General features: G+C 71.4%; 18 protein-coding genes. 15 read left to right on the forward strand and 3 right to left on the reverse strand.

Going from position 1 to position 18,767, the window contains the following annotated elements; translation table 11 throughout:
• Positions 1-72: 72 nt before the first annotated feature.
• The 5 genes from QQM67_RS00600 (at position 73) to QQM67_RS00620 (ending at position 5,825) form a co-directional block, all read left to right on the forward strand.
• Entirely contained in the window at positions 73-798 is a 726-nt protein-coding gene (locus QQM67_RS00600) for an HAD family hydrolase (protein ID WP_314171423.1), read from the forward strand.
• The gene (locus QQM67_RS00605; protein ID WP_314171424.1) at positions 795-1,889 is read left to right on the forward strand and encodes an NAD(P)-dependent oxidoreductase; all 1,095 of its coding nucleotides are present in this window, start codon (positions 795-797) and stop codon (positions 1,887-1,889) included. The genes QQM67_RS00600 and QQM67_RS00605 overlap by 4 nt, the downstream gene beginning before the upstream one ends.
• On the forward strand, positions 1,886-3,349 hold the full coding sequence (locus tag QQM67_RS00610; RefSeq protein ID WP_314171425.1) for an FGGY-family carbohydrate kinase: 1,464 nt from the start codon (positions 1,886-1,888) through the stop codon (positions 3,347-3,349). Before QQM67_RS00605 ends, QQM67_RS00610 begins: the two co-directional genes overlap by 4 nt.
• Complete coding sequence (locus QQM67_RS00615; RefSeq protein ID WP_314171426.1) at positions 3,346-5,160, forward strand: dihydroxyacetone kinase family protein; 1,815 nt, start codon at positions 3,346-3,348, stop codon at positions 5,158-5,160. The genes QQM67_RS00610 and QQM67_RS00615 overlap by 4 nt, the downstream gene beginning before the upstream one ends.
• 173 nt (positions 5,161-5,333) lie before the next feature.
• Positions 5,334-5,825 (forward strand): ribose-5-phosphate isomerase, encoded by a 492-nt coding sequence (locus QQM67_RS00620; protein WP_314171427.1) that lies wholly within the window; start codon positions 5,334-5,336, stop codon positions 5,823-5,825.
• An 84-nt stretch (positions 5,826-5,909) separates the two neighbouring features.
• Here the strand turns inward: QQM67_RS00620 and QQM67_RS00625 are convergent, their stop codons facing one another.
• Positions 5,910-6,113, reverse strand: coding sequence for a cold-shock protein (locus QQM67_RS00625; RefSeq protein ID WP_028432886.1), 204 nt, complete (start codon positions 6,111-6,113; stop codon positions 5,910-5,912).
• A gap of 289 nt (positions 6,114-6,402) precedes the next feature.
• Here QQM67_RS00625 and QQM67_RS00630 point away from each other — a divergent pair, with 289 nt between their 5' ends.
• The 7 genes from QQM67_RS00630 (at position 6,403) to QQM67_RS00660 (ending at position 13,533) form a co-directional block, all read left to right on the forward strand.
• Positions 6,403-7,275, forward strand: coding sequence for a menaquinone biosynthetic enzyme MqnA/MqnD family protein (locus QQM67_RS00630; protein WP_314171428.1), 873 nt, complete (start codon positions 6,403-6,405; stop codon positions 7,273-7,275).
• 109 nt (positions 7,276-7,384) lie between these two features.
• Positions 7,385-8,581: a cyclic dehypoxanthinyl futalosine synthase gene (gene mqnC, locus QQM67_RS00635; protein ID WP_314171429.1), complete on the forward strand. Its 1,197-nt coding sequence runs from the start codon at positions 7,385-7,387 to the stop codon at positions 8,579-8,581.
• 255 nt (positions 8,582-8,836) lie between these two features.
• Positions 8,837-9,529, forward strand: coding sequence for a demethylmenaquinone methyltransferase (locus tag QQM67_RS00640; protein WP_314171430.1), 693 nt, complete (start codon positions 8,837-8,839; stop codon positions 9,527-9,529).
• A gap of 72 nt (positions 9,530-9,601) precedes the next feature.
• Positions 9,602-10,210: a TetR/AcrR family transcriptional regulator gene (locus tag QQM67_RS00645; RefSeq protein ID WP_314171431.1), complete on the forward strand. Its 609-nt coding sequence runs from the start codon at positions 9,602-9,604 to the stop codon at positions 10,208-10,210.
• Between the two features lie 74 nt (positions 10,211-10,284).
• Positions 10,285-11,046 (forward strand): alpha/beta hydrolase, encoded by a 762-nt coding sequence (locus QQM67_RS00650; RefSeq protein WP_314171432.1) that lies wholly within the window; start codon positions 10,285-10,287, stop codon positions 11,044-11,046.
• A gap of 229 nt (positions 11,047-11,275) precedes the next feature.
• Positions 11,276-12,559, forward strand: a complete 1,284-nt coding sequence (locus tag QQM67_RS00655) for a geranylgeranyl reductase family protein (protein ID WP_314171433.1) — start codon at positions 11,276-11,278, stop codon at positions 12,557-12,559.
• Between the two features lie 146 nt (positions 12,560-12,705).
• Positions 12,706-13,533, forward strand: a complete 828-nt coding sequence (locus tag QQM67_RS00660; protein ID WP_314171434.1) for a class I SAM-dependent methyltransferase — start codon at positions 12,706-12,708, stop codon at positions 13,531-13,533.
• A gap of 53 nt (positions 13,534-13,586) precedes the next feature.
• On the opposite strand, the gene QQM67_RS00665 is transcribed toward QQM67_RS00660, so the two are convergent.
• Entirely contained in the window at positions 13,587-14,600 is a 1,014-nt protein-coding gene (locus tag QQM67_RS00665) for an ArsR/SmtB family transcription factor (RefSeq protein ID WP_314171435.1), read from the reverse strand.
• Between the two features lie 278 nt (positions 14,601-14,878).
• Between QQM67_RS00665 and QQM67_RS00670 the strand changes: the two genes are divergently transcribed.
• Both QQM67_RS00670 and QQM67_RS00675 read left to right on the forward strand, forming a co-directional pair.
• Positions 14,879-15,721 carry a peptidoglycan recognition protein family protein gene (locus QQM67_RS00670; protein ID WP_314171436.1) on the forward strand — a complete coding sequence of 281 codons (843 nt, stop codon included), beginning with the start codon at positions 14,879-14,881 and terminating at the stop codon, positions 15,719-15,721.
• Between the two features lie 33 nt (positions 15,722-15,754).
• Positions 15,755-16,627 carry a hypothetical protein gene (locus QQM67_RS00675; RefSeq protein ID WP_314171437.1) on the forward strand — a complete coding sequence of 291 codons (873 nt, stop codon included), beginning with the start codon at positions 15,755-15,757 and terminating at the stop codon, positions 16,625-16,627.
• Between the two features lie 135 nt (positions 16,628-16,762).
• Here QQM67_RS00675 and QQM67_RS00680 read toward each other — a convergent pair whose 3' ends face one another.
• A complete protein-coding gene (locus QQM67_RS00680) occupies positions 16,763-17,533 on the reverse strand; it encodes a C40 family peptidase (protein WP_314171438.1) in 771 nt (256 codons plus the stop codon).
• An 874-nt stretch (positions 17,534-18,407) separates the two neighbouring features.
• Between QQM67_RS00680 and QQM67_RS00685 the strand changes: the two genes are divergently transcribed.
• Complete coding sequence (locus tag QQM67_RS00685; protein ID WP_055488006.1) at positions 18,408-18,767, forward strand: NADH-quinone oxidoreductase subunit A; 360 nt, start codon at positions 18,408-18,410, stop codon at positions 18,765-18,767.

Below are 18,767 nucleotides of genomic sequence, written 5' to 3' on the forward strand. Positions count from 1 at the left end.
AACACTCTACTGGTGACATGTAACAGGACGAGTGTTAATTTGCTGCCACCGCGACGTTAAGGAGTGTCGGCCGTGGCCGCAGCAGTGGTATTCGACATGGACGGGGTGCTCGTCGAGAGTGAGCATCTCTGGGAGGAGCTGTGGACCTCGTTCGCCTCGGCACGAGGCGTGCGGTGGGGGCCCGAGCAGACCAGAAGCTGCCAGGGCATGAGCGCACCGGAGTGGGCGGCCTTCCTCACCGAGTTCGCGGGCGGCGGAGACACCGCGGAGGACACCGAGAGAACGGTGGTGGACGGCATGATCAGCGCCCTCGAAGAAGGCCGCATCGAACTGCTGCCCGGCGCCCGGGAGATGGTGAGCGAGGCGGCCGCGCTGGCCCCCGTGGCGCTCGCCTCCTCCGCGCCGCGCCGCGTCATCGACGCCGTACTCGTACGGCACGGGATCGACCACCACTTCAAGGCCACCGTCTCCAGCGCCGAGGTCCCGCGCGGCAAACCGAGCCCGGACGTCTACCTCGCCGCCGCACGGAGGCTGGGCGTTCCGGCACACGACTGCCTTGCCGTGGAGGACTCCAGCAACGGGCTGCGGGCCGCAGCCGCGGCCGGAATGACGGTGGTCGCGATACCGAATCCGCGCTACGCGCCCGCCGAGGACGCGCTCGCCGGGGCCGCCTTCGCCGCCCCCGAGCACGCGGCCGTGAGCGGCTATCTCACCGAGCAGCTCACCAGGGGCGCGACGGCCGGGGAAGCCGGAGGAGCCCAGAGCCAAGAGGGACGGAAGGAAGGTGACCGGCCATGACCCGGGTCCTGGCAGCGGGTGACGCGTTCGTCGCGCCGGAGCTCTTCACGGACGCCCTGCGCGACGCCGCCCCCGGCCTCCCCCTCGACTTCCGCACTCTCCGCTCGCCCTGGCCCGTCGAGCCCTTCGGACCGGTCGGCGGCCCCGACGGCGGAGTCGACGAGGCCAGCGGCACCGAGGAGGAACTGCTCGACGCGCTCGGGGACGCGGAGATCGCGCTGACGCAGATGGCGCCCTTCACGGCGAAGGTCATCGGGGCCGCGCCCGCGCTGCGGCTGATAAGCGTCTGCCGCGGCGGTCCGGTCAACGTGGACCTGGCGGCGGCCACCGAGGCGGGCGTGACGGTCAGCTACGCACCGGGCCGCAACGCCGCGGCCGCCGCCGAGTTCGCCGTCGGCCTGATGCTGGCCGCGCTGCGCCGGATCCCCGCCGCCGACGCCGAGTTGAAGCAGGGCGTGTGGCGCGGCGACTACTACGCGTACGACAACGCGGGCCTGGAACTGGACGGTTCGGTCGCCGGCCTCGTCGGCTACGGGGCGATCGGCTCGATCGTCGCCCGCGTGCTGCGCGCCTTCGGCGCCCACGTCCTCGTCGCCGACCCGTACACCGACCGGGAGCGGGCCGCGGCCGACGGGGTCGAACTCGTCGAACTCGAAGAGCTGCTCCGGCGCAGTTCCCTCGTGAGCCTCCACGCCCGGCTCACGCCGGAGACGCGGCACCTGCTCGACGCGGACAACCTGCGGTTGCTCCCCGAGGGCGCCGTGCTGGTCAACTCCGCCCGCGGCGGGCTCCTGGACTACGCGCCGCTGCCGGATCTGCTCGCCTCCGGCCGGCTCGGCGCGCTCGCGCTCGACGTCTACGACATCGAACCGCCGCCCGCCGACTGGCCGTTGCACGAGGCGAACGGCTGGGGCGGGCGGGTCGTCACCACGCCCCACCTCGCGGGTGCCACGAGGCAGACCGCACACCGCGCCGCCGCCATCAGCGCGGGGGAGGCCGCCCGGTTCCTGCGCGGCGAGCCCCTGCGCTACGTGGCGAACCCCTCGGTGGCGTCCGCGGCGACCGCGAACGCGGGAGGTGTCCGGCCGTGATCGTCGGAGTGGACGTCGGAACCTCGCTCACCAAGGCCCAGTTGATAGGCCGCGACGGAAGCACGACACGTCCGCACGTGGCCCGCAGCACGGTCCGCACCCTGCCGGGGCAGCGCGTCGAGCAGGACCTGGACGAGGTCGTGGGCACGGTGATCACGGTCGTACGCGAGTCCGTCGCCGAAGCCGCCGGATTCCGCCCCGGCGAACCGGTGGAGGCCCTCGCCCTCACCGGCCAGGGCGACGGGCTCTGGCTGCGCGACGAGGAGGCCCGGCCGGTCGGCCCCGCCGTCTCCTGGATGGACGGCCGGGCGGCCCCCGTGCTGGAGAAGTGGACGGCCGACGGCGTCTTCCGGAAGGTCCACGAACGCACCGGAGCGGGGATGTTCCCGGGCTGCGCCGCCCCTCTCCTCGCCCACTTCGCGGAGCACGAGCCGGACCGGCTCTCCCGCGCCGCCGTCGCGGGCTACTGCGTCGACGCGATCGTGCAGCGCTTCACCGGCGAGATCACCGTCGACGCGTCCGACGCCTCGCTGCCGTTCCTCGACATCGCCTCCCGTACGTACGACGCGACCGCCCTGGAGCTGTGCGGGCTCAGCGCCCACCGCGGGCTCCTCGCCGAACCCGCGCCGCCCGGCGCCCTGTTCAGCCTGCTGCCCGGCATCGCGCGCGAGCTCGGGCTGCCCGCCGGACTCCCCGTGTCGGCGGGCCCGTTCGACATCCCGGCGTGCGGCTTCGGCTCCGGGATCGCCGCGCCCGGCGAGGGCAGCCTCATCATCGGGACCACCCTCGCCAGCCAGGTCCTCACCGACGACCCGGTGCCACCCGTACGCGAGGACCCCGCCGGCATGCTGCTGGCCACCCCGCGTGCGGGCCGCTATCTGCGCGTCATGCCCGCGATGATCGGGACGGCCGGACTCGACTGGCTCCTCGGGCTCCTCGGCGTGGACGTGGCGGAGCTGGACTCGCTGCTCGCCGCCTCGCCCCGCGGCTCCGGCGGGGTGACGGCGCTGCCGTTCCTCTCCGAGAGCGGCGAGCGGGCTCCGTTCGTGGACGCCCGCGCCCGCGGCCGGCTGGACGGGCTCACGCCGAGGACCCGGCGGGCCGACCTCGTACGCGCCCTGTGCGAGTCGGTCGCCTACTCGGCCCGGCACTGCATGGAGACCCTGGGTGCGTCCGGAGCGGTCACCGCCTGCGGCGGCGGGGCGCGTTCCGCGGAGTGGGCCCGCATCTTCGCCGGCGTCCTCGGCACCGATCTGCACGTGTGCGACGAGGCCGTCGGCATCCGCGGCGCGGCACAGATCTGCTGGGAAGCGCTCGGCGAACCGATCGACGCCGAGCAGTGGCGCGCCCGGCGCCGGACCGTCACGCCGGAACCCGAGGCCGTCGATTTCTACGCGGCCGGCTACGCCTCCTATCTGCGTGGCCTCGCCGCCGCCCGCGAAGGCTGGAGTGCGACATGACCAGGCTGTTCAACGATCCGGCGCGTTTCGCCGACGACATGGTGGCCGGGTTCGCCGCGGCACACCCCGAGCACGTACGGGCGGTTCCGGGCGGAGTCGTACGGGCCGCACCGCCCCCGCACGGAAAGGTCGCCGTCCTCACGGGCGGGGGCTCCGGCCACTACCCGGCGTTCTGCGGCGTCGTGGGGCCCGGCTTCGCCGACGGCTCGGTCGTGGGGAACGTCTTCACCTCGCCGTCGGCCGCGCAGGCGCACTCGGTGGCCGTCGAGGCGCAGAGCGGCGCGGGCGTCCTCTTCCTGTTCGGGAACTACGCGGGCGACGTGCTCAACTTCGGCCTCGCGGCACAGCAGTTGACGGACGAGGGCGTCCCGGCGCGGTGCTACGCCGTCACCGACGACATCGCCAGCGCCCCGGCCGCCGACCGCTCGCTGCGGCGCGGCATCGCCGGCGGCTTCGTCGTCTTCAAGACCGCGTCCGCCGCCGCCGAGGAGGGCGCCGGCCTGGAGGAGGTCGTACGGATCGCGGAGCGCACCGACGCCCGCACCCGCACGCTCGGCGTGGCCTTCGACGGCTGCACCCTGCCCGGAGCGGAGGCCCCGCTGTTCGCCGTGCCCGGCGGAAAGCTCGGCCTCGGCCTGGGCATACACGGTGAACCCGGCGTCAGCGAGGGCGAGTTGACGACCGCGGAGGAGCTGGCGCACACGCTCGTCGACGGCCTGCTGGCGGAGCGGCAGGAGGCGGAGGGCCGCGGGGCCGACGGCAGGGTCGCCGTCGTCCTCAACGGCCTCGGCTCGACCAAGTACGAGGAGCTGTACGTGCTGTGGGGCTCGGTGTCCCGGCTGCTGGCCGAGGCCGGACTCCGGCCCGTACGCCCGGAGGTCGGCGAGCTGGTCACCAGTCTCGACATGGCCGGCTGCTCGCTCACGCTCACCTGGCTCGACGACGAACTGGAGCGGCTGTGGCTGGCGCCGGCGGACACCCCGGCCTTTCGCCGCGGCGCAGTGCAGGCGAACGCCTCCGGTGCCGGTGCCGCGCCGGGGCGGGCGCACACGGCGCCGCGACCCCGATCCGCCGGCGCCTCGGCACCCCTTCCCACCGCGAGCGGCGGCGCCGAGGAAACCTCCGCCGCAGCGGTACGGGCACTGCGCGCCGCGCACACCGTGCTCCACGACCAGGAAGCGGAGCTCGGCAGGCTCGACGCGGTGGCGGGCGACGGCGACCACGGGCGCGGCATGTGCAAGGGCGTCGACGCGGCGCTCGCGGCCGCCGAGCGCGCCCATGCCGAACGCGCCGCGCCCGCGGCCCTGTTCGCCGCTGCCGGTGACGCCTGGGCCGCCGAGGCCGGCGGCACCTCGGGCGCGCTGTGGGGCGCCGGGCTGCGCGCGCTGGGACGGGACCTTCCCGCCGAACGGGCGCCCGGCCGGGACGAGTTGGCGGCGGCGGCCGAGTCGGCGCTCGCCGCTGTCACGCGGCTCGGGAACGCGGCCCCGGGCGACAAGACGCTCGTCGACGCGCTCGCGCCGTTCGCCGCCGCCTTCAGGGAGGCGATAGGCACGGGCGCGCCCGTCGCCGAGGCGTTCGCGTCCGCCGTGGACGAGGCGCGCAGGGCGGCCGAGGCGACCTCACGGCTGCGTCCGCGCGTGGGCAGGGCACGCCCGCTCGCCGAACGCAGCGTCGGAACGCCCGACCCCGGCGCGGTCTCGCTGGCCGCGGCGCTCAGTGCCGTCCTCGACGCCGGAGCGGGCGCCGGGTCCGGAGCGCGAGCCGTCGACGTCCCGGTGGACTCTCCGGTGGGCGGCCCGACGCCGTGATCCGGCCCGCACCGGCCGTCTCCCGTACGCCGTCGCCGTACGCGCCGCCCCGACCGTCACGCCCCCGTACGACCACCACGTCCTGCCGCGGCTGAAGACCGCCGCAGCGCAGTCAAGGCAGCGCAGTCAAGGCCGCGCAGTCACGGCAGCGCAGTCACGAAGGAGCACGTCACATGGACACCACCACGGCCGCCCCGCAGCCGGACCACGGACCGCTGCGCGTCGTCGTCGGCTGCGACGACGCGGGCCTCGACTACAAGGAGGCCCTCAAGCGCGACCTCGCCGCCGACCCGCGGGTGGCCGAGGTCTGGGACGTCGGAGTCGGTACCGGCGAGCACGTCGCCTACCCGCACGTCGCCGTGGAGGCCGCCCGACGCGTCGCCGAAGGACGGGCCGACCGCGCGCTGCTCGTGTGCGGCACGGGCCTGGGCGTGGCCATCAGCGCCAACAAGGTCCCCGGCATACGCGCCGTCACGGCTCACGACAGCTACTCGGTGCGCCGCTCGGTGCTCAGCAACAACGCCCAGGTGCTCTGCTTCGGGCAGCGCGTGATCGGGCTGGAGCTGGCCCGCACGCTCGTCGACGAATGGCTCGGCCAGCGCTTCGACGAACGCTCCGCGTCCGCGGAGAAGGTCGCCGCCATCGGCGGTTACGAGCGCTCCTGAGCGCCCGGCCGTGCGCGCCGTGCCGCACACGGCAGGAGCCCCCGCCGGTGTCCGGCAGGGGCTCCTTGGGTGGTGCGACTCAGGTCACTGAGGGGTGACGTTCTCCGCCTGCGGCCCCTTCGGACCCTGGGTCACGTCGAAGCTCACGAGCTGGTTCTCCTCCAGGGAGCGGAAGCCAGTCGCGTTGATCGCGGAGTAGTGGACGAAGACATCGGGACCGCCGCCGTCCTGGGCGATGAAGCCAAAGCCCTTTTCAGCGTTGAACCACTTGACGGTTCCGGTAGCCATAAGCCCTCCTTGGGCCTATAAGGGTCGCCCTGCTCCCAGAACCCCGCTAAGAAGTCTCTGAAAACGACGAGAGCCCGCGGTCACATGCTCCGCAGGCTCAGGTACTGCAAGGAAACCAAACTGCAACTTGCGAGCGAGCGTAGCACGGTGCCGCGCGAGGCGGAAGAGCAGACGATCTCGGTCGTGCGCTGCTCGGTTTCGCTCCCGGCCGCTCGCCGGGAACCGGCCCGCGTTCCCACGGGGCGGGGCTGTGACGGGCCGCCCGCGCCTGCGGCGTACGCTCCGGTGTGTGACTGAGTTTCCGAGGGTTCCCAGCTCCCGCCCGCGTGTGGGGCACATCCAGTTCCTCAACTGCCTGCCGCTCTACTGGGGTTTGGTTCACACCGGCTCCCTCCTGGATCTGGAGCTCACGAGGGACACCCCGGAAAAGCTGAGCGACCAGTTGGTGAACGGCGATCTGGATATAGGGCCCGTCACCCTCGTCGAATTCCTCAGGAATGCCGATCAGCTCGTCGCCCTTCCGGATATCGCCGTCGGCTGCGACGGCCCGGTGATGTCGTGCGAGATCGTCTCGCGTGTGCCGCTGGACAGGCTCGACGGCGCGAGGGTCGCGCTGGGCTCCACGTCGCGCACATCCGTACGGCTGGCCCGGCTGCTGCTCGACGAGCGGTTCGGTGTGCGCCCCGACTACTTCACGTGCGAGCCCGACCTGGAGCGGATGATGCGCGAGGCCGACGCCGCCGTCGTCATCGGCGACGTCGGGCTGCGCGCGTATCTGCGGAACCTTCCCGAGCCGGGCCTCGAGGTCCACGACCTGGGCCAGCTGTGGAAGGAGTGGACGGGCCTGCCGTTCGTGATGGCGGTGTGGGCCGTGCGCCGCGACTATCTGGCCCGCCATCCCGGCACGGTCGACGACGTGCACCGCGCCTTCCTCTCCTCCATCGACCTCGCGCTGGAGGAGGTCGCCAAGGTCGCGGAGCATGCGGCGCGCTGGGAGGTCTTCGAACCCCCCGTGCTGGAGCGGTACTTCACCACGCTCGACTTCCGGCTGGGCCGCCGCCAGTTGCAGGGCGTCGCCGAGTTCGTGCGCCGCACCGCCGCCTCCGGCGACTATCCGGCGGACGTACGGGTCGACCTGCTGCACGAACCCGGCGAGGGCTGAGCGGGCCCGCACGCTCCCCCGGGGGCGCGGGCCGAGGGCGCCCCAGGGGGCTGGCGTACGCTGGCCGGGCAAGGGAAAAGCCGCCAGCCACCTCCGGAGGGACGCCCCGGTGTCCGAAACCACCGACCGTCAGGCCGTTCTCGACCGTGCTGCCGAGGGCGTCCGCATCACCCCCGAGGAAGCGCTCGACCTGTACCGCTCGGCACCGCTGCACGCCCTGGGCGCGGCGGCCGACGCCGCCCGGCGCAAGCGCTACGAGGGTACGGAGCACATCGCGACGTACATCATCGAGCGGAACATCAACTACACCAACTCGTGTGTGACCGCCTGCAAGTTCTGCGCCTTCTACGCCTCGCCGAAGAGCGACGACGTATGGACGCGCGACCTCGACGACATCCTGCGCCGCTGCGCCGAGACGGTCGAACTGGGCGGCACCCAGATCATGTTCCAGGGCGGCCACCACCCTGACTACGGCGTCGAGTACTACGAGGAGCACTTCGCCGCGATCAGGGAGCGCTTCCCGGAGCTGGTGATCCACTCGCTGGGCGCGTCCGAGGTCGAGCACATGGCGAAGATCTCCGGCGTGACGCCCGAGGAGGCGATCCGCCGTATCCACGCCGCCGGGCTCGACTCATTCGCCGGCGCGGGCGCGGAGCTGCTCCCGGCGCGGGCGCGCAAGGCCATCGCGCCGCTCAAGGAGTCGGGCGAGCGCTGGCTGGAGATCATGGAGACGGCGCACAACCTCGGCGTGGAATCCACGTCGACGATGCTGATGGGGACCGGCGAGACCAACGCCGAGCGGATCGAGCACCTGCGGATGATCCGCGAGGTGCAGGACCGCACGGGCGGCTTCCGCGCGTTCATCCCGTACACGTACCAGCCGGAGAACAACCATCTGAAGGGCCAGACGCAGGCGACCCTCTTCGAGTACCTGCGCATGATCGCCATCGCGCGGCTCTTCTTCGACAACGTCGCGCACATCCAGGGCTCCTGGCTCACCACGGGCAAGGAGGTCGGCCAGCTCTCCCTCCACTACGGCGCCGACGACCTCGGCTCGGTGATGCTGGAGGAGAACGTGGTCTCCTCGGCGGGCGCGAAGCACCGCTCGAACCGGACGGAGCTCCTCGAACTCATCCGCGCGGCCGACCGGGTTCCGGCGCAGCGGAGCACGACGTACGAGCACCTGGTCGTGCACGAGGACCCGGCGGACGACCCCTCCGACGACCGCGTCGTCTCGCACTTCTCGTCGACGGCGATCGCGGGCGGCAGCGCGCACCCGGAGCTCAACCTCATCGAGGCGAAGTAGCCCCTGCCGGGCGGGCCTGCCCACGGAGCCCACGCGCACAGCGCGATTGCGGGCCCACCGGAGGCCCGCGGCTGCCGTTCCTGCTCGGCAGCCTTGCCGGGTGTCCGAACTCCTCGGCGCCGTCCGGGTGTTCGCGGTGGTGCGGAGCATGCGGTGCGTCCCGCCGGTGCGGAGGGCGACGGTTTGTTCGGGTGCGGTCGTGGCGCGGGGCGACCCCGTAGTGGTGCGCCGTGAGGGGCGGGACACAATGGGGGAGTGACCCGCGCCTCCCTGGACAAGCAGCCGCACGAAGTCGCCGCGATGTTCGACGACGTCGCCGCGCGGTACGACCTCACCAACGACGTGCTCTCGCTGGGGCAGACGCGGCTGTGGCGGCGGGCCGTCGCCCGCGCCGTCGACGCGCGGCCGGGCGAGCGCGTGCTCGACCTCGCCGCCGGCACGGGCACCTCGTCCCAGCCGTTCGCCGCGGCGGGCGCGTACACCGTGCCGTGCGACTTCAGTACGGGAATGCTCGCGGAGGGCAGGAAGCGGCATCCGTGGATGCCCTTCACCGCGGGCGACGCGACCCGACTGCCGTTCCGCGACGGTGCGTTCGACGCCGTGACCATCTCCTTCGGCCTGCGCAACGTGCACGACACGGACGAGGCCCTGCGGGAGATGCACCGCGTCACCGCGCCGGGCGGGCGCGTCGTCATCTGCGAGTTCAGCCACCCCGTCTGGGCGCCGTTCCGCACCGTCTACACCGAGTACCTGATGCGGGCGCTGCCGCCGGTCGCGAGAGCCGTCTCCTCCAGCCCCGACGCGTACGTCTACCTCGCCGAGTCCATCCGCGCCTGGCCCGACCAGCCCGCGCTCGCCCGCCGCCTTCAGCAGGCCGGCTGGGCGAAGGTGGCCTGGCGGAACCTGACGGGTGGAGTGGTGGCGCTGCACCGCGGCGTACGCGACTAGGCCGTGTCCCGCCTACGGGAGGACGCCATGGCACACTTCGTTGACCACGAGGCCGGCCAGGGGGTGTGACGCATGACCGATCGGCCGGCCAGGCGAACGCAGGAGCAACGCCGCGCCGAGACCGAACGGCGCGTGCTGGACGCGGCGATGGCGCTCATCGCGCGCAGCGGGTCCCGAGCCGTCACGCTCGCCGAGGTCGGGGAAGCCGCCGGGTACAGCCGCGGCATCGTCTACCACCATTTCGGCAGCCGGGAACGGCTGCTGGAAGCCGTGGTCGACGAGGCGCAGCGGTTCGACGTCCCGGCCTGCCAGGGGGACGGCCTGGACCACCTGGTGCGGATCATCGAGGCGTACCTGCGCAACGTCGTGCGGCGGACACCGTCGGCGCGCGCGTTCCTGCAACTGTGGGGCGAGGCGATCGCGGCCGACCCCGTGCTGGCTCCGCTGTTCGCGCGCCGGGACGCCGACTTCCGGCAGTTCCTGGCGGACGTGGTCCGCCAGGGCGTCGCCGACGGGTCCATCCGGCCCGACGCGAACCCGGCCGCGGCCGCCGTGCTGATCGTCGCCCTGGTCCGCGGGACCGGCCTGCAACTCATCGCCCAGCCTCCGGTGCGCAACGTCCCCACCCTCATCCGGGAGGCGACGCGCTCGGTACGCGCGGCGTTCTCCGTCACGCCGTAACTTCCGGCAGTGGTCTCCCGCACCGGCCGCTGCTACAGTTACTTGCATACATGCACGCAAATAAGGAGCGAGAAATGCCTGTTCCTCTGGTACTCGTGCACGGCAATCCGGAGAGCGCCGGCGTGTGGGGACCGCTGATCGCCGCGCTCGGCCGGGACGACGCGGTGTCGCTGTCCCCGCCCGGCTTCGGGGTGCCCGCGTCGAACGACTTCTCCGCCACCGTCGAGGGCTACCGCGATTGGCTCGCCGCGCGGCTGGAGCAGTTCCGGGAACCCGTCGACCTCGTCGGCCACGACTGGGGTGGCGCGCACGTCGCCCAGATCGCGATGACACGTCCGGATCTGATCCGCAGTTGGGCATCGGACGCACTCGGCCTCTTCGCCCCGGACTATGTCTGGCACCCGCGGGCCCAGGTGTGGCAACAGGAAGGGGCAGGCGAGGCCTCGGTGAAGGAACTCTTCGGCGGCACGCTGGCGCAGCGGCTGGAGGTCGTCGGCGCGCTCGGAATGACCGGCCCGGCAGCGGAGCGCGTGGCCGCCGGGATGGACGAGGGCATGGGGCGGGCAGTGCTCTCGCTTCTGCGGTCGGCCGTCCAGCCGGTGATGGCCGACGCGGGCCGAGGCCTCGCGAAGGCGCAACAGCGGCCCGGCCTGGCCCTGATCGCCCTCGCGGACGCCGAACAAGCCAGTGGTACGCCTGCGCAGCACCGGTCCGCAGGCGAGGCAGCCGGTGCCGAGATCGCCGAACTCGCCAATGCCGGGCACTGGTGGCCGGTGACCGACCCGCACCCGGCGGCGCGCGCCCTGACCGCATTCTGGTCCCGTGTGGACGGCTAGGGCGTGGTTCGAAGTGCGTTGATTGCGGCGGCGCGTCCTGAGCGGGAAGTAGCGAGGTCTCCGGTGTCTGGTTCATCGACCAAGAAGAACCAGACACCGGAGATCTCGTGGTCACCTTGGCCGCCGCGCTCGCTGCCGCCACCGGCCCCAGGCCCGGGCCGAGACCGTGCGCGCCATGCGGTCCTCTTAGACTGCAACTGCCCAGTACCCAGCCTTTGCGGGAGTCCTAGTGACTGACACCGTCACCTCCGAGCGGACCGCCGATGTGATCGTCGTAGGTGCCGGCCCCGCCGGGGCCACCACCGCCTACCATCTGGCCCGCAGCGGCCTGGACGTACTGCTGCTGGAGAAGACCGCCTTCCCCCGCGAGAAGGTGTGCGGCGACGGCCTCACGCCGCGCGCCGCGAAGCAGCTCGTCGCCATGGGCATCGACATCTCCGAGGAGGCCGGCTGGCTGCGCAACAGGGGCCTGCGGATCATCGGCGGCGGCCAGCGTCTCGAACTCGACTGGCCCGAGCTGGCCAGCTATCCCGACTACGGACTCGTCCGCAAGCGCGACGACTTCGACGAGCAGCTGGCCCGGCAGGCCGAGAAGGCCGGGGCCCGCATGTACGAGCGCTGCAACGTCGGCGAGCCGATCCTCGACGCCGGCGGCCGCATCACCGGCGTCCACGCGAAGCTCGGCGAGGAGAAGACCCCGGTCACCTTCCACGCCCCGCTCGTCGTCGCCGCCGACGGCAACTCCACGCGCCTCTCCCTGAAGATGGGCCTGCACAGGCGCGAGGACCGCCCGATGGGCGTGGCCGTCCGCACGTACTTCACCTCGCCCCGCCACGACGACGACTACCTGGAGTCCTGGCTGGAGCTGTGGGACCGCCGCGGCGCGCAGGACCGCCTGCTGCCGGGCTACGGCTGGGTGTTCGGGATGGGCGACGGCACCAGCAACGTCGGCCTGGGGGTCCTCAACACCTCGGACGACTTCAAGGAGCTCGACTGGCGCGAGATCCTCAAGGCGTGGACGGCCTCCATGCCGGAGGAGTGGGGCTACACCCCCGAGAACATGACGGGCCCGATCCGCGGCGCCGCGCTCCCCATGGCCTTCAACCGGCAGCCGCACTACACGCGGGGCCTGCTGCTGGTCGGTGACGCGGGCGGCCTGGTGAACCCGTTCAACGGCGAAGGCATCGCGTACGCCATGGAGTCGGCCGTGATCGCGGCCGAGACCATCGTCCAGGCGCAGGCACGCGCCACCCCGGCACAGCGCGAACTGGCCCTGCGCCGCTACCCGAAGATCCTCAAGGAGACCTACGGCGGCTACTACACGCTGGGCCGGGCCTTCGTGAAGCTCATCGGCAACCCGAAGGTGATGAAGGTGGCGACCGAACGCGGCCTGTCCCACCCGCTGTTGATGCGCTTCGCACTGAAGATGCTGGCCAACCTGACGGACCCGTCGGGCGGCGACGCGATGGACCGCGTCATCAACGGCCTCAGCAAGGTCGCACCGCGCGCGTAGCGCCGTCCGCACGCCTTGCCGCCCGACGCACCCGCACCTACAGTTCGTTCAGAATATTCTGAACGAACTGTAGGTGCGAGGCCGATGGCGCCCGGGGAAGCCAACTCGTCGACACGATCGGCCTGTCGGTCGGGCAGGAGTGATCGATGAAGGCTGAGAAGGTCGACTTCACCGGCGTGCAGGAAACCATGCTCGTCACGCTGTTCCTCAGGGCGGCGGACGCCAAGGACGCCGAACCCGTCCTCGGCGACCGCTTCGCCGCCGAGGCCGTGGACCGCATCGACTACGACTGGAAGAGGCTCGACAAACCGAGCTCCACCCGCGGCCGGTTCGGCGTCGCGCTGCGGTCCAAGCAGTTCGACCACTGGACCGCCGACTTCCTGCGGCGCCACCCTGATGCGACCGTGCTGCAACTGGCGTGCGGTCTGGACACCCGGGCCTTCCGGCTCGAACTGCCCGCCGGAGTGCGGTGGTTCGACGTGGACCTGCCCGACGTCATCGACCTTCGCCGCAAGCTCTACGACGAAGCCGACGGCTATCGAATGATCGCCTCGTCGGTGACCGACGCCGACTGGCTGGACGAGATCCCTGCCGACAAGCCGGTGCTGATCATCGCCGAGGGCCTGATCATGTATCTGCACGAGGACGAACTACGGGAGCTGCTGCGGCGGTTCACCGATCGCTTCACCTCCGGCGAGCTCGTCTTCGACGGCGCGGCTCCCTGGGTGGCCAGGTCGACGCAGCTGCTGAAGAAGTTCTTCGGCCGGTGGTACCGCTACCCGCCGTTCTGGACGGCCGTACGCGGCAGCTCGGACATCGCACGCTGGAACCCGTCGCTGCGCTACCGCGACCACGTCGCCACCATGGCGCAGTACGAGCAGATCCCCGACCCCAAGGTGCGCCGCTCGTACCGGCTGGGATCCCGGATCGAGTGGTACAAGAACGCCTTCCGCGTGTTCCGCGCGGAGTTCTGAGCCGGACGGGAGCCTTGCGCCGGCACCGCGCCTCGACCGGCGAGCGGTCCGCGTCACGCGGTCGGCAGCGCTTCGTCCGCGGGTGCCGCGCTCTGAAGCAGCGCGGAGCCCAGAGTCCCCAGCGTATGGCGGACGTTGCCGCCCGCGCGGTGCGAGGTGATGAGCCCCGCGTCCCGGAGGACCGCGGTGTGGTGCGTGGCCGTGGCCGGTGAGACATTCAGGCGCCGGGCCAGTTCCGAGGTGGTGCACCCCGACGCGACGACCTCCAGCGCCGCGGCGCGCGTCCGGCCGAGCAGCGCCGCGCACGGGCTCTGCCCGCTCTCCGTCTGCCGTCGTCCCTCGGTGTGGGCGTCGGCCCAACCCGGCTGGTGCTGGACGGGATAGACGAGCACCGGCTGGAGGGCCGGATCGCGCAGCGTCACGGGATTGCGGCGGCAGAAGAACGACGGGACGAGACGCAGACCGCGCCCGTGCAGACACATGTCGCGGTTCACGCGGGTGCCCCGCAGCTCCAGGACGGGTGGCTGCCAGCTCAGATTCGGATGGAGGCCGTCGAGCAGCCCCTGAACGCCGCCGTTCAGCACGCGCTGGGCGCGCTCCGCGCGATCGGCCTCCACGTGGCCGCGGATCTGCGACTGGTACGGGGCGAGGGCCAGCTCGTGGTAGCTGCTGACGGCGTCGGCCAGGCGCTCCAGTCCGCGAGGGCCCACGTCCCTCGCCCACACCGGGACGTGACGGCTCGCGGCGAGCCTGCGCATGTCGGTGCGCAGCCGCTCGCGCGGCGTGGAGAGGAGCGCTTCGAGGCCCGCCTCCAGCCCGTCGGCGGACTCGGCCGGGGTGAGGAAGTCCGGCGAATAGCCGCGGGGCGGCGCGAGCGGGAAGAGGAGGTTGCGCACCGACACGGGCAGCCGCGAGCGTGTGCGTTCCCGCCACCTTCCGAAGACGGTCTTCCCCTCGCGCTCCTGAAGCAGATGCAGGCTGAGCAGCGTCTCCCACAACGGATCGGGCGCGCTTGCCACTTGAGTCCTCGCCAGGTCGTCGGCTCCGAAGTGGATGCGGATCGGCATGGCCGGTACCTCGTTTCTCTCCCCCGTGGCCCCGAGGAGGGCGAGGCTCCTCGGGATTCGTGCTCCTTCAGGATGCAGCGCCCGTCCGTTTCGCTGTCAAGCCTGCTTGTCCGCCGGACCCGTCGCCACCTGCGCTTTTTGAGCCAGGTCGAACGGGGTTGGCGTGTGAATGCGTGCCGGGGAGTGTGGGACGTACGGACACAGGGCCAGTGAGGGGCCCAACTGCCCCGCACCGTAAGGCCCTTGGGATCGCCAGCAAGGAAACGGGGGGACACCTCATGCCGAACATGACGTGGTTGGCCGATGTGCTCAGGCAGGGCGGCCTGAAGGTTCAGGAAGACAACGGCTGGCAGGGCCGTGGTCACGGCGAGATGGGTGACGTACGGGGAATCCTGCTGCACCACACCGCCGGCCCGGCCGAGGGCAACTACCCGAGCCTGAACATCGTCAGGGACGGCGACTCCTCGCTGCCCGGGCCCCGTGCCCAGCTCGGCCTGGCCCGGGACGGCACCTGGATCGTCATCGCCGCGGGGGTCGCGTACCACGCGGGCACGGGCGGCCCGTGGGAGAGCGTGCCCAAGGACCAGGGCAACGAGTACATGATCGGCGTCGAGGCCGAGTCGGTGGGCACCCGCCCGGACTGGACCCCCGAGCAGCTCGACGCGTACCCGCGCGGGGTGGCGGCCCTGCTCAAGCACGTGCACCAGCCGGCGTCGCGGGCCATCGGGCACAAGGAGTGGGCGCCCCAGCGGAAGAGCGACCCGGCGTTCTGGCCGGGCGACATGGACGGCTTCCGCAAGGAGGTCGAGAAGCACCTCAACGGGCAGGGCGGTCCGGCGCCAGCCCCGTCCCCGGGCCAGCCGCAGCCGGGGGGCCGGGAGTTCGGGACGTGGGGCACGGGGGTCAAGGTTCACAGCGAGCCCAAGCTGGACTCGCCGGTCGTGCACACCCTGAACGGGCCGACGAAGGTCACCGTCGACTTCCAGCGGCGGGGCGACCTCGTCGTCGCCGACGGGTTCAGCAACCCGTGGTGGGCGCACGTCCCGCAGTTCAACGGCTTCATGACGAACATCTACATCGATCACCCGGACTCCCTCCTGCCCGGAGTCCCGCAGAACTGAGCCCAGCCGGAAGGCCGACGTAAGGGGAGCACGATGGCCCTCGATGAGATCCGTGACTGGGGCAAGCGGCAGCTGGCCCGCCTCGGGGACACGGACGAGAAGGACACCAAGGACACCGAGGACGCGCAGAGCACGCAGGACGCGCAGAGCGCACAGGAACCGCAGCAGTCCGCTCCTGCCGGGGCGGCGGCTTCGCACGAGAACAGCCCGCAGCAGACCAGGGGGAAGTCCATGGCCTACGACCTCGAAGCAGCAAAGACCGTCTACCGGGTCGGCCGGGAGATGAAGGTCAACGACAAGGTGATGCTGTCCGCGTTCGAGACCGGCATCGTGGAATCGGGGATGCGCAACCTCAACCACGGCGACAGCGACTCTCTCGGCGTCTTCCAGCAGCGGCCGTCGCAGGGCTGGGGCACGCCCGAGCAGATCCTGGACGTGAGCCACGCGTCGCGCTCGTACTTCGAGAGGGCCGTCAAGTCCGACGAGGAGGACAAGAACCAGTCCACCGGGCACCTCGCGCAGAGCGTGCAGCGCTCCGCCTACCCCGAGAGGTACGACCAGGCGGAGGGAGAGGCACGTCAGTTGCTCCAGCAGACGGCGGCGGCCGTGGACGGCGGGGCACCGCCGCAGCCCGGCCCCGGCCAGCCGCAGCCGGGCGGCTGGGAGTTCGGGACGTGGGGCACGGGGGTCAAGGTGCACAGCGAGCCCAAGCTGGACTCGCCCGTCGTGCACACCCTGAACGGGCCGACGAAGGTCACCGTCGACTTCCAGCAGCGCGGCGACCTGGTCAACACCGAGGGCTTCAGCAACCCGTGGTGGGCGCACGTCCCGCAGTTCAACGGCTTCATGACGAACATCTTCATCGACCACCCGGACGCCCTGCTCCCGGATGTGCCCCAGCGCTGACATCCACGGCGAAGGGCCCGCCGTGCCGCCGGAGTTCCGGCGGCCGCGGCGGGCCCCTTCGCTGGTTTCGGTGAGCTTCCCCGAGCTGCTCTGGCTTCTGGCTTCCGGGACTTCGTACGCCGTGCGGCGGCGGCCTCAGGTGAGGCGGATCGCGCCCGTCGGCGGGTCGTAGTCCAGCGGCTTCTCCACGACGCCCGTGGAGCTGTTCTGCGCGCCGATGAACTTGCCGTCACCGACGTAGACGCCCACGTGGTACGCGCTGCCCGCGCCGCCCCAGTAGAGGAGGTCGCCCTGCTGGAGCGAGTCCATGGAGACGGGCGTGCCCGCGGTCGACTGCGCCTGCGACGTACGCGGCAGGCTCACGCCGAGCTGCTTGAAGGCGGCCTGGGTCAGTCCTGAGCAGTCGTAGGCGGACGGACCACTGGCGCCCAGCACATAGGACTTGCCCACCTGGGCCTTGAGGAAGCTGACGAGTCCGGCGACGTTGCCGCTGCCCGCCGAGAGGGCGGTGCGCCCGCTGGTGCGCGAAGCGCGGGCCTCGGCGGCCTTCTTGCGGGCGGCCTCCGCCTTGCGCTTGGCGGCCTGGGCCTTCTTCTCGGCCTTCTGCGCCGCGTCCTGTGCGCTCTGGGCGGCCTTTGTCTCCGCGTGCGTCACCTCGCGCTGGAGTGCGTTCGTCTGGAGCGAGTCGGCCGCCTGCGCGGTGGACTCCTCAACGGTGTTGCTGACCGCGGCCGTTTCGACTGTGTCGGCTGCCTCGTCCTTCTCGGCCGCCGAGGACGCCGGGGAGATCGCCGTGGTGAGGGCGACCGCTCCCAAGACGCCACCCGTCGCCCCTGCGCGCAGCGCCCTGTTGACGTTGCTGCTGCGGGGCTTCCGGTGTCTGGGTACGTGAGCGTTCCTGGACATGGGGAATGGATAGCAGGGCCGGGATGATCCGTTCAAAGAAGGTGCGATGCGCCACAGTCAGCCCGTATTCGCCCAGTTGAGGCCCTGTTGATCTTCCAAGGTCTCGATCCGGTCACGGAAGAGCGTCCAACTACGGCCCTGTGACCACGTAGTTGTCCGTAATGCGCCCATTGCGTTCGCGCATATCAGTTACCGCGCGGCACATGCAAAGGTGGCAGGCGCTGCCAACGAGGTGCGTGGCATAGGTCACACGACCGCTGCCAAGTCTGTTCATGAATGGGTGTTTGAGGTGCTGTCATCCCTTTTGGCGGGGCGGGAGACGATGTGCGAAGCGTGAAGGAAGTGGCCGGCCGTGGAGGGTTTGTGCCGGCGTTCACGAACCGGCTTCCCGTCCCGCTGCTTGATCACTCGTGCCGCGCCGGGCGGCGGTGCGGTCCGGCTCCTGCTCGCAGGGTCTCGTTCGTGATGCGCCCGGGTCTCGTTCGGATATCGGTCCCGGGGGTTCCGAATGGAATTCGGCGGTGCACTTCCGCACCCCGTGACAAGGCGTCTGCGCTCCCCGTACGGCCACTTCGCGGCGGGTTCCGGGAAAGGCCTTGCGAGCCTTCGCAGTTGAAGATCGACATCCTTCTGACGTGCGGTTTCGGTACCGGGTGGTGGAGATCACAAACTCCTACCGGGACCCCGTGTCGCAGATCACAAGGCCCGGGCATAAGATGCCTCCCGCAAGGGCTTGTGAACTGCCTCACATAGAAGCGATCTTCATGGAGGTGGGACATTCGCCCGGCGGACAGCCGGCAGTCAGCGTCGACGGCCTCTCCGGTCCAACCGGTCAGGGAGGGGCCCCAGGGTCGACTGGAAGGAGCGGGGAGCGGTGAACGCCTACACGCCAATCCTTGTACTGGGAGCCATCGCGGCGGCCTTCGCGATCTTCTCGGTGGTCGCGGCATCGGTCATCGGCCCCAAGCGCTACAACCGGGCCAAGCTGGAGGCGTACGAGTGCGGCATCGAGCCCACTCCGCAGCCGGCGGGCGGCGGGCGATTCCCGGTCAAGTACTACCTGACGGCGATGCTCTTCATCGTCTTCGACATCGAAATCGTCTTTCTCTACCCGTGGGCGGTCCACTTCGACTCCCTCGGAATCTTCGGCCTCGCCGAAATGCTGGTCTTCGTCGCCCTCATCGGCGTCGCGTACGCCTACGACTGGCGTCGCGGCGGCCTGGAATGGGATTAG

Origin of the sequence: Streptomyces winkii (genome assembly GCF_032248595.1) — a bacterium.
Lineage (GTDB): Bacteria > Actinomycetota > Actinomycetes > Streptomycetales > Streptomycetaceae > Streptomyces > Streptomyces winkii.

Bases quoted from the DNA above. Each gene is read 5' to 3' on its own strand.
- QQM67_RS00605 (WP_314171424.1), top strand. From the start codon at position 795: ATGACCCGGGTCCTGGCAGCGGGTGACGCGTTCGTCGCGCCGGAGCTC.
- QQM67_RS00615 (WP_314171426.1), top strand. From the start codon at position 3,346: ATGACCAGGCTGTTCAACGATCCGGCGCGTTTCGCCGACGACATGGTG.
- QQM67_RS00620 (WP_314171427.1), top strand. From the start codon at position 5,334: ATGGACACCACCACGGCCGCCCCGCAGCCGGACCACGGACCGCTGCGC.
- QQM67_RS00625 (WP_028432886.1), bottom strand. From the start codon at position 6,113: ATGGCTACCGGAACCGTCAAGTGGTTCAACGCTGAAAAGGGCTTTGGC.
- QQM67_RS00645 (WP_314171431.1), top strand. From the start codon at position 9,602: ATGACCGATCGGCCGGCCAGGCGAACGCAGGAGCAACGCCGCGCCGAG.
- QQM67_RS00650 (WP_314171432.1), top strand. From the start codon at position 10,285: ATGCCTGTTCCTCTGGTACTCGTGCACGGCAATCCGGAGAGCGCCGGC.
- QQM67_RS00660 (WP_314171434.1), top strand. From the start codon at position 12,706: ATGAAGGCTGAGAAGGTCGACTTCACCGGCGTGCAGGAAACCATGCTC.
- QQM67_RS00665 (WP_314171435.1), bottom strand. From the start codon at position 14,600: ATGCCGATCCGCATCCACTTCGGAGCCGACGACCTGGCGAGGACTCAA.
- QQM67_RS00670 (WP_314171436.1), top strand. From the start codon at position 14,879: ATGCCGAACATGACGTGGTTGGCCGATGTGCTCAGGCAGGGCGGCCTG.
- QQM67_RS00675 (WP_314171437.1), top strand. From the start codon at position 15,755: ATGGCCCTCGATGAGATCCGTGACTGGGGCAAGCGGCAGCTGGCCCGC.
- QQM67_RS00680 (WP_314171438.1), bottom strand. From the start codon at position 17,533: ATGTCCAGGAACGCTCACGTACCCAGACACCGGAAGCCCCGCAGCAGC.